Genomic DNA, 13,924 nt, shown 5'->3' with positions numbered 1-13,924 from the left:
GATAGAAATTATAGATTTATTTAAAATCCCGAGGTATAGATGATTAAACTATGATGTAAATAATCAAGTAATTGATAAGTCGAGAATTTTTTTGTTTTGTTTAGTAAGTTTAATTCATATTGTTATTGTGTTTTTATGCTTTTTATATGTTTTATTTACAAATGGAATAAACAACGGTATTTTAAGCAATTTTTTATATGGTGTTTTAGCAATAACTATTCCGTGATTTGCATTTTTATTTTCTGTTGTAAGATGTTTGTTTTTTAACATAAATTTGTATAAAGATTTAAATAAATACACAAAGCAGTCAAGAAAAACATTAATAATAACAATTATCTTTTCTTTTTTACCAATTTTTAACATATTTATATCTATAATTTTCTATTCAATTACTATAAAAAAAATTAGTTATTGAAAATTTGAATATACTTGATTAGTTTGACATCAAAGACTACATTTTAGTTTTAAAAAAGGATTTTATAGAAATAAAAATAATAATAAAAAACTTTATTAATTGTCGTTAAAATGCAATTTAATAAAGTTTTTTGTTTCGTCTTTAAATTCTTCTTTATATTTTCTCACAAGCTTTTTAACATCATTAGATGCTCCTAGTGGTAAATCAATTTGGTATTGTGATTTTAACTTGTTAATTTGGGTTAAGAAATTATATCTTGCAATGATGCTGGCTGCAGCAACGGAAGGATAAATACTTTCAGCTTTAGTTTGAAAATAAATATTTTTAACAACATTTTCTTGATCGCCCAAGTATTCAAAGTATTTTTTTTCATTCACAAATTGATCCATAACAACTTCTTTATTTTTTGGTCAAGAAATATCATTCATAGCTTCATTTAAGGCTCTATTGTGAGCTATTGCTTTAAGTTTGTGAGTATTTCTATACTTTGTATATAAAGTGTTATATTCAGCATTATCCATAATATAAACCTTATATTGAATACGGTCTTTTAATTTTGAATATAAATTAACAATTTCAACATCAGTTATTTTTTTAGAATCTTGAATACTTGAATAAATATCTTGATTTTCTTTTATAAAATCTTCACTTATATAAGCACAACATGTAACTAGGGGGCCAAAAAAGTCGCCAACCCCAACTTCATCACAACCAATAACATCAAAGTTAATCAAAGTCTTAGCTTTTTGTTCATGTTCTAAAACTGGTTTTGGAAGTCTAACTTCACCAAAGAATTCACCAGCAATTTTGTGTGCTTCAGTTCCTTGAAATAAAACAGTTTTATTTTTAAAAATAGAAATAGCTACTTTATCTTCAATTTTTATAAAAAATTTAATATGTTCAGTTGGTTCTGATGATAAATGGGCTTGATATTTTACTAATATTGCTTCAATAATATCTGAACTAACATTTTTATAACGATAAACTAGTTCCATAAATTTCTCCTTTATGATATCAATTATATATATTTTATTTTAAAATAATGAAGGAGAAATAAGAAAATGAATAAAGTAGGGATAGACATTGTTCAAATAAACAGAATTAAATTAAATGAAGAATTTCTTAAAAAAATTCTTCATAAAGATGAATTACTGTTGTTGGATAAAAAACCAACATTAGAATCTAAAAAACAATTTGTTGCTGGCAGATGAGCGTGCAAAGAGGCAATTTTTAAGGCGGTTGGAAAAATTGAGTTTTCTAACATAAATATTACATACAATGAACAAGGTCAACCAATTATTTTGGGACATGATGAAATATTGATTTCTATATCTCATGAAACTGATTATGCAGTTGCAGTTGCGTTTGCAAAAAAATAGGAGTCATCTGAAAAATCACTATTTTTTGTTATATAATATTAGAAATTTTAAATAACAATTTTATTAATCCGGAGAATAAACCATGGAAAAAAATATTGTCAAAGATGTTGAACAAAATACAACAGAAATTAATGAACAAACAAGTGCTGATAATGACGCTAAACTTAATTTACCTGCAACTAATATTCAATGAGAGCAACGTCAAGAATTAAATAAATTAAACGTGGCTTCACATTGATTTTTCTTTTGAAGATTACTAAAAAAAGCAAAAAAAATTAATCGAAAAATGAAACAAGATGCTGGATATTATTCAGAACAATATCGTTATACTTGATTAAGAAAAAAAGCAATTAAAATGTTAAAAATTGTTAAAGTTAAAGCTAATGTAATTAATGTTGAAAATTGATTAGATCGAGGATGCATATTAGCAGGTAACCATCAATCAAATGTTGATCCTTTATTAATATATGCAATTAATGATTTTCAAAAACAACAACCAGTTGCTTTTATCGCTAAAAAAGAATTATGAGATAGTAGTTTAAGTGCGAGATTTGTCAATATAATTGATGTTGTACCTTTAGATAGAGAAAATCCTCGAAGTGCATTGGCGGCCGTTAAAGAAGCCAAAGAATTAATTACAAAATATAAAAGATCATTTACTATTTTCCCAGAAGGAACTAGAAGTAAATCACAAGAAATGATTCCCTTTTTAGACGCCTCATTAAAAATTGCTCAAATGGCTTATGCACCAATAATTCCTTTTGCTATTATTGATTCATACAAGACAACAATGAAAAAACGTCCTAAAAAAATAACTGTTACAGTTGTTTTTGGAAAACCAATCATGCCTGACACTTTTATGCACATCAAAGCAGAAAAATTAGCTTCAAATGTTCAAAAAGAAGTGCAAAAATTAATTAATAAATATCAAAATTGAAACCCAGAAAAATTGGGTTTAAAACCAGAAAGTAAAAAAGACAGATGCAAATTTTACAAAGTTGAAAAATAAGCAATGTTTTTTTAGGAGTTAAATGAAAAATTTTTTAAGAGAGCTACAATATCAAATATTTAGATCTTGAAAACGCACAATTAAATTTATACTTGTATTATTTATTCCTACAATTTATGCAGGATTATTTATTTTGGCTTTTTGAAATCCAATAGCCAATATTGGTAAAGTGCCTGTCGCAATTATGGATGAATCTGATCGTATTGCGATAGTTTATAATACAAATAATCCAAAAAATAAAAACCTAAAAGTTTTATGTGATGAAAAAGGAAATCCTTTTACTGAAAATAATAAACAATTATATGATGATGCCATTAAAAATAAAAGTGTTTTTTTATATTCTTTTACAAATGATCAAGGGGTAAAGCCGACTGAAATAAAAGGTCAAGATTATGATTTTGCTCACCCTGAATTTCAATCTTTATCAGATATTCTTTTACAAATATTAACTCCAAATAACAAAAAACCAGAAGCAAAATTTGATCGTGATGAAGCAACAAAAACAACTTGATCAGCACCCGCAATAAATTTAGGTAATAAATCAGTGCAATTTGATAGTATTCACTATTTTTATGGAAAAAAAGCCAAAGAAAAATATACTTCATCTGATTTTCCAATTCAAATAAAAATTACAAATCAAGACACAATGCGAGATTTATATTTTATTTCTAAAGTTTTGGATCAATTTGATAAAGTTAATTTAAATTTTGACCAAATAAAAAAAGATTTATTTAACATTAAAAATCTTATTAAAGATTTAATTGATGGCGGTCTAGATATTTTGGGCACAGTCCAAGAATTAATGAATTTAGAAATCTTAAAACCACTAGATGTTTTTGGAACATACTCTCACAACTTCATTGTTGGTTATTTTGTTGAAAATATTTCTAACTTTAAATTATCAATTTTTTCATCAATATTAAAAACTGTAATTAATAATATCTCAAATCAATCTCACGATGATACATCACCGGCTAATATTCTTAAAATATTATGACCAGCAATTTCTAAAAAAATTGATACTGCAGGAAAAATTATTAATTTTAATTTTGAAAGAGAAGAAAAATATGGATTATATGGTTATGGTATTGGTGAATTCTTTATTTGTATTGCGATAACAATTGCGATACTAGCACAATCAATGTTGTATAAACGTTCGCCAATTTCTAAACACAGTGGGGCAGTCTCATACTTTTTTACTAAATATGGATTAATGTTAATGACAGCTTGGTTACAAGCAACCGTTATGTGTGTTGTCTTTGCAATGACGCCATTTAATTCAATTGGGGTTGCCGCAATGTTTACGTTCTGGGCCTGATTATTAGTTTTTGATATGGCAATGGTCGCGGCCATGTGTTTCATTATGATTGCCTTTAGAGATGATGTAACTTCTAAATTTGGAATGACATTCTTCTTATTAATTAATTTAACTGCAGGTAATGGAACCTTCCCAACATATATGCAATTTAGTATATTCCAATGAATTGGTCATATTACTATTTTTCAACCAATTATTAAGGGATTGGGAATTATTTTTTATCAAATATCTACGACATCAGGAGTTGGATTAACAACAACCGATTCACTAAACATGGTGAAATATTTCTTCATATTAGTGGCAATTATGTTAGTGGCGTTTGGTTTAGGAATTTTTGCAGCATCTCGAAGATATAAAGAACAATTATATGGAACTCATTCAGCAAAAGAAGTTTCTGCTGCATTAATTGCTTTGGGAAGAGTTGAAGAAGAGAAAGATTTTAGCAAAAAAAATATTTTTGGAATGAAAAATTGAAAAGCATTATTTAATTATGGTGATGGTGATCAAGAACTTAAAGAACATGTTTTAAAACATTATCCATTTGAAAAAAAACATAGATGATATCAATCAAAATTTGATAAATAAAAATAGATTCTAGTAATCTATTTTTATTTTATTTATTTAATAACATATTACAAACTTAAATATGGTATTATATTTGTTAAGGAATAATTCTTATTTTTTATTTTTAGCAACTTTTAAAAGTATTCAGTATTTGTATTAATTTTTCCTTAAACACATGAAAGAGGAAAAATGACATTCAAAGAAATGAACTTAAATGAAGATATTTTATTAAATCTTCAAGATAACAATTTTAACAATCCAACTGAAATTCAAGAGCAAGCAATACCAGCGCTTTTGAATAACGAAAATATTTTTGGTAAATCAAGTACAGGAACAGGAAAAACTGCTTCATTTGTATTGCCAATATTGCAAAAAATCGATATTAACAAAAGAAGTGTGCAAGCAATAATCTTAGCACCAACAAGAGAATTAGCAAAACAAATTTTAGATCAAATTATTAAATTTTCTAAAAAAGGTAAAAGAGTAGGTGTGGCCGCTTTAATTGGTGGTGATAATATTCATGATCAATTTAGACGTTTAAAAAATGCACACGTTGTTGTGGGAACTCCAGGAAGAGTAAAAGATCATTTAGATCGTAAATCATTACTTTTAGATAAAGTTAACATTATTATTTTAGATGAAGCAGATGAAATGCTAAAAATGGGATTCAAAAGCGAAATTGATGAAGTGTTTGCAAAATTAAGTAAAACTGTACAAATTGGATTGTTTTCAGCAACAATGAACAAAAAAGTTGAAACATTAGCTAATCAATATATGGACAAATATAAAGCAATTTCAATTAACAACGAAATGAAAGTTAATGACAATATTAGCAACACTTTCTTTTTTACAAAAGGTGTAAGCAAAGAACAATTAATTTCTAAATTATTTGAGAAAAACAAATTTTATAAAACAATTATTTTCACTAATACAAAATCAAACACAGATAGAATTGCTGAAAACTTAAAAAGTTTAAACATTGATTCACTTGTAATTAATGGGGATAAAAAACAATCACAACGTTCACGTGCAATTAAATTATTTAAAGAAGATAAAGTTAATGTACTAGTAGCAACTGATGTTTTAGCAAGAGGGATTGACATCTCTGATGTGTCTTCAATTATTAATTATGATATTTCAATTGAAGACGAAGTATTCTTACACAGAATCGGAAGAACTGGAAGAAATGGAAAAAAAGGGGAATCAATCTCATTTATTCAAAATGACCAAACTTTAAGACAATTAAAAGCAATCGCAAGTAAATATAACTTAACAATTGATGAAATTAGTGTTGAAGAATATGGTTTAGAAAAACGCGCAAGAAATAAACCTAACTCAGAAAAAAGATTTTCTTCTTCAAAAGGTGGAAGCAATAACTTCGATAGAAGAAGAGAGGGTAGAAGTTCTGAAAGAAAATTTGGAGACAGAAACTTTTCAAGAGATAGAAAATCAAAAGATGACTTCGGTTTTAGAGAATTCAAAAATAACAACAGAAGAAATGTTAAAAACAAAAACAATGCATAATGTTATGTTTTAATAATAATTTATTGGTTAAAATAATATATAGTGTAATAATTATATAGAGGTATTAATATGACATTTCAAAAACCAAGAGGAACAGAAGATAAATTCTTTAGCGATGCTAAAGAATTTTTTGCATTAACAACCATTATTAGAAATGTAATGGATATTTATAATTATTCAGAAATTAAAACTCCTACTTTTGAAAACGCTAACTTATTCAAAAGAAGTGTTGGTGATGAAACCGATGTTGTCTCTAAAGAAATGTATACATTTTTAGATAAAAAAAATCGTGAACTAGCATTAAAACCTGAAGGTACAGCTTCAATAATTAGATCTGTTGTTGAAAACAAATTATACAGCGATGCTAATTTACCATTAAAACTATTTTATATTGATAGTTTCTTTAGATATGAGAGACCACAATCTGGAAGAAATCGTCAATTTAATCAATTCGGGGTTGAAGTATTTGGTAAAGCTTCACCAGAACTAGATGTTGAACTTGTAGCAATGGCAATTACAGTTATAAAAAATGTTGGTTTAGAAGATAAAGATTTTAAAGTAAATATTAATTATTTGGTTTCAGATAAAGAAAAAAGCGCTTACATTAATGATTTAAAACAAAGTTTACAAAAATTAACATTATGTGATGATTGTCAAATTAGAATTGAAAAAAATATTTTAAGAGTTTTAGATTGCAAAATAGATCAAAACAAATTTACCAACATTCCAAACATGAGTAATTATTTAAGTGCTAAAGATCAAGCATACTTTGGAGCAATCACTAAAATAATGAAATATTTAAATATTGATTTTGAAATTAATTCTAAATTAGTTAGGGGTTTAGATTATTACACTGGATTTATTTTTGAAATAAACTTAGTAAAAAATAATTTAACATTACTTGGTGGTGGCCGTTATGATAATTTAGTTAAACAATTAGATGGTCCCGATCTATCTGGTGCTGGATTTGGAATGGGAATTGAAAGATTGCTACTTGAATTAAAGAATCAAAAAATTACTTTGTCTAAAGAAGGTCAATTGGATGCTTTCATTGTTGGATTATCAGAAAAAGCAAAACAATTTAGTGCAATCTTGGCTTTAATGCTAAGAACATCAGGTTTAATGGTTGATGTTAACTATCAAGATCGTAGTTTAAAATCATCATTTAAATTTGCTGAATCAATAAAATCTAAAAATATAATTATTATTGGTGATAATGAATTAAAAGAAAACGTGGTTGTAGTTAAAAATTTGATTACAAAAGTAGAACAAAAAGTTAAATTTGATGAATTGGTTGAATTTTTAAAATAGATTTAGAGGAATAAATTATGAAAAGAACACACACATGTGGTGAATTAACAATCAAAAATTTAAAACAAAAAGTAGTTTTGCAAGGTTGAGTTGCTAAGATAAGAAAATTAGGAACTATTAATTTTGTTGATTTAAGAGATCGTTACGGAATAACTCAACTTGTTATTAAAAATGAATTAGTTGCAAATATTAAATCAGAATATGTAATTGAAATTGAAGGTTTAGTAATTGAAAGAAAATCAAAAAATAAAGATTTAGCAACTGGAGAAATTGAAATTGAAGTAACAAATTTACAAGTTATTAATGCATCAAAATTAACACCATTTGAAATTAAAGATCAAATAACATCAAGTGAAGAAACAAGGCTTCAACATCGTTATTTAGATTTAAGACGTCCAGAAATGCAACAAAAGTTAATTTTAAGAAGTCAGATAAATCATATCATTAGATCTTTTTTTGTAGAAAATAATTTTATTGAAATTGAAACACCAATTTTTGGTAAATCAACTCCAGAAGGGGCACGTGATTTTTTAGTTCCATCAAGATTAAATAAAAATAAATTTTATGCTTTACCACAATCACCTCAGTTATATAAACAATTATTTATGATATCTGGGTTTGATCGTTATTTCCAAATTGTTAAATGTTTTAGAGATGAAGATTTAAGAATTGACCGTCAACCAGAATTTACACAATTAGATATGGAAATGTCATTTGCTGATCAAGAAGATGTGATTAGTATTTTCGAAAAGCTATTTCAAAAATTATTTAAGCAAGTTAAAAATATTGATTTAAAAGTTCCTTTTAGAAGAATGACATGAGAACAAGCAATTGATTTATATGGAATTGATAAACCAGATTTAAGATTTGGTTTAGAAATTAAAACTTTAAATTCTATTTTTGAAAAAACCAGTATTCCATTGTTTAAAGATATTAAAAATAAATCAATAAGAGCAATTTGCGTAAATGATTTATTAAATAAAAAATCATTAGAAGCTTTAACAGAAGAAGCAAAACAAAACGGAATTAATATTTTATCTTTTGCAAAATTTGACACAAAAGATTGAACTGGTTCAATTGGTTCAAAATTATCAACTTCTGAAAAAGAAGCATTGCTTAAATTATTTGCTATTAAAGGTAATGCAACAATCTTATTTGTTGTTGATGAATTTTATAAAGCTTCCCAAGCAATGGGGGCGATTAGAAATAAAACAGCTAATATTTTAAATTTAGTAGATGCTAATAAGTTTGAATTTTTATGAGTTGTTGATTTCCCATTATTTGAATATTCTGAAGAGGAAAAAAGGTTTGTTGCTAAGCATCACCCATTTACAATGCCAAATAGTGAATCAATAGATACATTTGATAAAGACAAACAAAATGCAAAAGCAAATGCTTATGATATTGTTTTAAATGGTTTTGAAATTGGTGGTGGTAGTCAAAGAATTACAAATCCTGAAATACAAGAACGTATGTTTAATACATTAGAGCTTGATAAGAGCACAATAGAAACTAACTTTGGTTGATTTATGGAAGCATACAAATATGGTGCACCATATCACTCAGGATGTGCCTTAGGATTAGATAGATTATATATGTTGTTAACTAATTCTGACAACATTAGAGAAGTGATTGCTTTTCCAAAAAACTCTTCTGGAATTGATCCTATGTCAAATGCACCAGGTGAAGTAACTAAAGCGCAACTTGATGAAGTTAACATTAGTATAAATAAAAAATAATTACATAATTAAAAAAGTTTAGGGTTTCTAAACTTTTTATTTTTAATAATTTATTTTAAATAGATAAAAATTATTTTAATTAGTACTAAAATAGATATAGGGAAAGGAAAAGAAAGGAAAATGTACAACTTAAAAGATTTAGAAGAACAAATTCTTTTAAATGAAAAAAAACAAACAATAATTTTTTCTGAAGGCAGAGAAAGGAAAATTATTGAGGTTAGTGAAATGCTTGCTAAGAAAAATTTGGCAAACATTATTCTTCTAACAGATGGCGTTATGGAATACACACCATCTAATAAATTAATTAAAGTTATTAACATTAACAATTATGATAAAAAAAATATAATTCAAGAGTTTTTAAATATAAGAAAAAACAAAACAAACTTAGAACAAGCTACAAAATTAATGGAACAAGCTAATTATTTAGGAACAATGTTACTCCAACAAGGGATTGGAGATTGTTTAGTTTGTGGGCTAACATTTACTACTGCAGACACCTTGCGTCCAGCATTACAAATCATTAAAACCAAACCAGAGTTTAAAATTGCGAGTTCAGCATTAATTATGCGTAACCAAAAACAAAACTTTATTTTTAGTGATTGTGCATTAAATGTCAATCCTTCAAGTGAACAACTTGCAGACATAGCAACAATGGCTTGCCAATTTGCTAAAAATCTTAATGTTAGTGATGTAGAGTGTGCACTTTTAAGTTATTCAACAAATGGAAGCGGAATCGGTGAACAGGCGGAAAAAATTCAACAAGCAGCTTCATCATTAACTAATCAAAAACAATTTTTAATTGAAGGTGAACTTCAATTTGATGCAGCTTTTAATAAAGAGATTAGAATGAAAAAATATCCTAATTGCCGATTAAAAAAATTACAACCGGACGTATTTATTTTTCCAGACTTAAATTCAGGTAACATAGGCTACAAAATTGCTCAGCAATTAGGTGGTTTTAGTGCTGCGGGACCATTTATTTTGGGTTTAAATAAACCAGTTAACGATCTTTCACGTGGAGCATCAATTATAGATATTTATGAAACAGCAGTTGTTACAATTTATCAATCATTAAAGGAAAAATAATGATTTTAATTGTTAATGCAGGTAGTAGTTCAATTAAATTTAAACTATTTGACATTCACGATATAAACAATCCAAGTGCAAAACTAGAGGGAATAGCTGAACGTATTGGTATTGATGGAAAAATTAAAATTAATTTTAATCAACAAAAAACTGAAACAAATCAAACTCTCTCTAATCACAAAAACGCTGTAGAAGCTATCTTAAAGCAATTTAAAATTTTAAAAGTTATTAAAAATGAAAATGAAATAAAAGCAATTGGTTTTCGAATTGTTCATGGAGGAGTTAATATTTCTCAACCATGTGAAATCAATGAAGAGATAAAAGCAATTATAGCTGATAATGTTAAATTAGCACCACTTCATAACCCCGGAGCTTTAATGGCGATTGAGGCATTTGAAAAGGTATTAAGTAATGCAAAATTAGTTGCTTGTTTTGACACAGCATTTCATCAATCAATTCCTATTAATAACTTCTTATATGCAACTCCATATTTATGATATGAAAAATATCGTGTAAGAAAATATGGATTTCATGGAATTAGTTATGAATTTATTTCTCAAAGAATGGCAAAAATATTAAATAAAGATTTAAAAAATTTAAATTTAATTATTTGTCATTTAGGAAATGGAGCAAGTATTTGTGCAGTTAAGTCTGGTAAATCCTTTAATACAAGTATGGGATTAACACCATTAGCTGGACTAATTATGGGAACTAGATGTGGAGATATTGACCCTTCAATTATTGAGTATATGGCAAAACAATTAAACCAAGATGTGTTTTCATTAACTAAAATTTTAAATCAAGAATCAGGCTTACTAGGTATGTCTGAAGTTTCTAGTGATATGCGTGATGTTATTAGTGCCGCTAATAATAAAAATACTAAGGCACAATTAGCACTTGAATGTTATTATCAACAAATTGCTGATTATATTATTAAATATGCTAACCAACTAGAAGGCAGTTTTGATGCAATTATCTTTACCGCTGGAATTGGGGAGAATGATCCTTTAACAAGAATAAAAGTTTGTGAAAAATTACCAATCTTAAATTTAAAAATTGATAATAAAAACAATGAACAATCGCATAATGATTATTTAAAAATTAGTTCTTCAACTTCGAAATATTCAATATTTAAAGTAAGTACTAATGAAGAACTAATGATTTGTAATCAATGTTTAAAATTTTTACCAAAATAATAATTAATTAAACTAACGGAGGAAAAAATGAAAACTATAGTAATTGGAACAAATCACGCTGGAACAACAGCGGTAAGAACATTAAGAAGATTGGCTCCTGAAATGGAAGTTACTACTTATGATCAAAGTGATGTCATTTCTTTTTTAGGATGTGGAATCGCCTTATGAGTTGGAGGACAAATTAAAGATCCACAAGGATTGTTTTACGCTAGTCCAGAATTATTAAAAAAAGAAAAAATTAATGTTAATATGAATCACAAATGAGTTGGAATTGACAAAGTTAAAAAAACTGTTAAATTTGAAAATCTTTTAACAAAAGAAATTGTTGAAGACCATTATGATAAATTAATTATTTCAACTGGAACTTGACCAGTAACCCCACCAATTGAAGGTATTGATTTAGAAAATGTACAAATTTGTAAAAACTATTATCATGCTCAAAAAATTAAAGCAGCTAATAATGATAAAAATATTAAAAATATAACTATTGTTGGTGCAGGTTATATTGGGGTAGAACTAGTTGATGCCTTTGTTAAATCAGGGAAAAATGTTTCTTTGGTTGATATATGTGACCGTATTATGCCAATGTATTATGATGGAGAAATGACAGAAATTATTGAAAAAGAAATGCAACAAAACAATGTTAATTTATTTTTAAAATCTAAAGTTGTAAAATTTGGCGGAGTTAATGGTAAAGTTAACAAAGTTATTTTAGATAATGGTGAAATTGATACAGATTATGTTGTATTCTCAGTTGGTGTTAAACCAAAAACTGAATTGCTAAAAGGAATAATTGATCTTGATGAACGTGGAGCAGTCATTACTAATGATTATATGCAATCATCTGATAAAAATATTTATGCAATTGGTGACTGTGCAACTGTTTTAAATATTGCATTAAATAAACGTATTCAAGTTGCTTTAGCAACAACTGCTGTACGTACAGGAATTTTAGCAGCAATAAATATTGTAAAAAACAATGCTTTAAAATCACCTGGATTTACTGGGGCAAATGGAATTGAAGTCTTTAATTGAAAAATGGGAGCTACTGGAATTTCAATGACTGCTGCCAAAAAAATGGGAATAGATGCAGAAGAAAAAGTCTTTGAAGATAATGATCGTCCAGAATTTATGCCAACTTTTAAAAAAGTAAAAATTAAACTTATTTGAGAAAAAAAATCTCGTAGAATTATTGGAGCACAAGTTGCTTCAACAAATAATCACACTGAAGTTATGTATATGTTTGCGTTAGCAATTCAAAAAGGATTAACTATTGATGAATTACCATTAGTTGATATTTTCTTCTTACCACACTTTAATAAACCATATAACTTTATCACATTAGCCTCACTTGAAGTTTTAGGATTGAATTTCTTCAAAGAATAATATGTTAATTTTTAAAACTGATACAACAGACCCTAGGTATAATTTAGCAATTGAAGACTTTTTTGTAAGAAGTTCTAAATATCAAGAGCCAATTCTATTTTTGTGACAAAATCACAATACTATTGTGATTGGTCGTAATCAAAATGTTACTAGTGAAGTAAATATCAAACTTGCATTAGCAGATGATGTTACTATTATTCGAAGAAATACTGGCGGAGGCGCAGTTTTTCATGATTTGGGTAATTTAAATTTTAGTATTATTTATGATGATAAACAAAATACTGGAATATCAATGTTTCAAGAAACAATGACTCCAATATTAGATGCCTTAAAGTTATATAATTTAAACCCATGTTTTTTGGGAAGAAATGACATTGCTATTAATGGCAAAAAAATTTCTGGTAATGCAATGTTAAAACATCAAAATCGTTTTTTACAACATGGTACCTTATTGTTTAATTCTAACTTAGAATTGTTATCAAAATATTTAACAGTTGATCGTCAAAAAATTATTTCTAAAAACATTAAATCAATTAGTAGTCGAGTTACAAACATTAATAATGAAGCTGAAAAACCAATTGAAATTGCTGATTTCATTAAAAAATTAATTAATGTGTTTTCACAAAAACAAAATGTAAAAGAAATTACTTTAACTGATGAAGATAAACTAGAAATTAACAAATTATTTGTAGAGAAATATTGTAGTCATGATTGAACATTCAATAAACATAATGACTTTAACTATAAAAATAAAATTTATTATCCTGGTAAAGGGTTGTTTGAAGTTGAATTAAATATTGAGTCAGGAGCAATTAAAGAGATTAAATTATTTGGTGACTTTTTAGGATTTATTGGAACTAATGAAATTGAACAAAAATTAACTAATGTGAAATATGATCATCAATCAATTTTAGATGTTTTAAAAACTATTGATATTCAAAAAATATTTGGTGCTGATATTACCAATGAAGAATTATTGAACTTATTAATTATGTAA

The 13,924-nt window shown here is 26.6% G+C and carries 12 protein-coding genes; 10 read left to right on the top strand and 2 right to left on the bottom strand.

Translation table 4 applies throughout. The annotated features are described in order from the left end of the window. Positions 1-48 precede the first annotated feature (48 nt). The gene (locus tag AACL01_RS01925; RefSeq protein ID WP_339022352.1) at positions 49-363 is read right to left on the bottom strand and encodes a hypothetical protein; all 315 of its coding nucleotides are present in this window, start codon (positions 361-363) and stop codon (positions 49-51) included. Between the two features lie 147 nt (positions 364-510). Continuing rightward, on the bottom strand, positions 511-1,410 hold the full coding sequence (gene rnhC / locus AACL01_RS01920) for a ribonuclease HIII (protein ID WP_339022351.1): 900 nt from the start codon (positions 1,408-1,410) through the stop codon (positions 511-513). Between the two features lie 66 nt (positions 1,411-1,476). Here rnhC and AACL01_RS01915 point away from each other — a divergent pair, with 66 nt between their 5' ends. The 10 genes from AACL01_RS01915 to AACL01_RS01870 all read left to right on the top strand — a co-directional run bounded on the left by AACL01_RS01915 (position 1,477) and on the right by AACL01_RS01870 (position 13,924). After that, the gene (locus tag AACL01_RS01915; RefSeq protein WP_339022349.1) at positions 1,477-1,794 is read left to right on the top strand and encodes a holo-ACP synthase; all 318 of its coding nucleotides are present in this window, start codon (positions 1,477-1,479) and stop codon (positions 1,792-1,794) included. An 82-nt stretch (positions 1,795-1,876) separates the two neighbouring features. Next, positions 1,877-2,803 carry a lysophospholipid acyltransferase family protein gene (locus AACL01_RS01910; protein ID WP_339022347.1) on the top strand — a complete coding sequence of 309 codons (927 nt, stop codon included), beginning with the start codon at positions 1,877-1,879 and terminating at the stop codon, positions 2,801-2,803. 22 nt (positions 2,804-2,825) lie between these two features. Next, on the top strand, positions 2,826-4,706 hold the full coding sequence (locus AACL01_RS01905) for an ABC transporter permease (protein WP_339022346.1): 1,881 nt from the start codon (positions 2,826-2,828) through the stop codon (positions 4,704-4,706). 168 nt (positions 4,707-4,874) lie between these two features. Next, positions 4,875-6,209, top strand: coding sequence for a DEAD/DEAH box helicase (locus tag AACL01_RS01900; RefSeq protein ID WP_339022345.1), 1,335 nt, complete (start codon positions 4,875-4,877; stop codon positions 6,207-6,209). Positions 6,210-6,278: 69 nt separating this feature from the next. Next, complete coding sequence (gene hisS, locus AACL01_RS01895; RefSeq protein ID WP_339022343.1) at positions 6,279-7,520, top strand: histidine--tRNA ligase; 1,242 nt, start codon at positions 6,279-6,281, stop codon at positions 7,518-7,520. A 17-nt stretch (positions 7,521-7,537) separates the two neighbouring features. Then, a complete protein-coding gene (gene aspS, locus AACL01_RS01890) occupies positions 7,538-9,259 on the top strand; it encodes an aspartate--tRNA ligase (protein WP_339022341.1) in 1,722 nt (573 codons plus the stop codon). Positions 9,260-9,379: 120 nt separating this feature from the next. Next, the gene (locus AACL01_RS01885; protein WP_339022340.1) at positions 9,380-10,345 is read left to right on the top strand and encodes a phosphotransacetylase; all 966 of its coding nucleotides are present in this window, start codon (positions 9,380-9,382) and stop codon (positions 10,343-10,345) included. Further along, positions 10,345-11,541, top strand: a complete 1,197-nt coding sequence (locus AACL01_RS01880; protein WP_339022338.1) for an acetate kinase — start codon at positions 10,345-10,347, stop codon at positions 11,539-11,541. The genes AACL01_RS01885 and AACL01_RS01880 overlap by 1 nt, the downstream gene beginning before the upstream one ends. A gap of 27 nt (positions 11,542-11,568) precedes the next feature. After that, the gene (locus AACL01_RS01875) at positions 11,569-12,927 is read left to right on the top strand and encodes an FAD-dependent oxidoreductase (RefSeq protein ID WP_339022336.1); all 1,359 of its coding nucleotides are present in this window, start codon (positions 11,569-11,571) and stop codon (positions 12,925-12,927) included. Between the two features lies 1 nt (position 12,928). Continuing rightward, complete coding sequence (locus AACL01_RS01870; protein ID WP_339022335.1) at positions 12,929-13,924, top strand: lipoate--protein ligase; 996 nt, start codon at positions 12,929-12,931, stop codon at positions 13,922-13,924.

The organism is Spiroplasma endosymbiont of Crioceris asparagi (genome assembly GCF_964020035.1).
Lineage (GTDB): Bacteria > Bacillota_I > Bacilli_A > Mycoplasmatales > Mycoplasmataceae > TIUS-1.
Note: the sequence above shows the minus strand (reverse complement) of the source record. Positions and strands in the feature narration are given on the sequence as shown.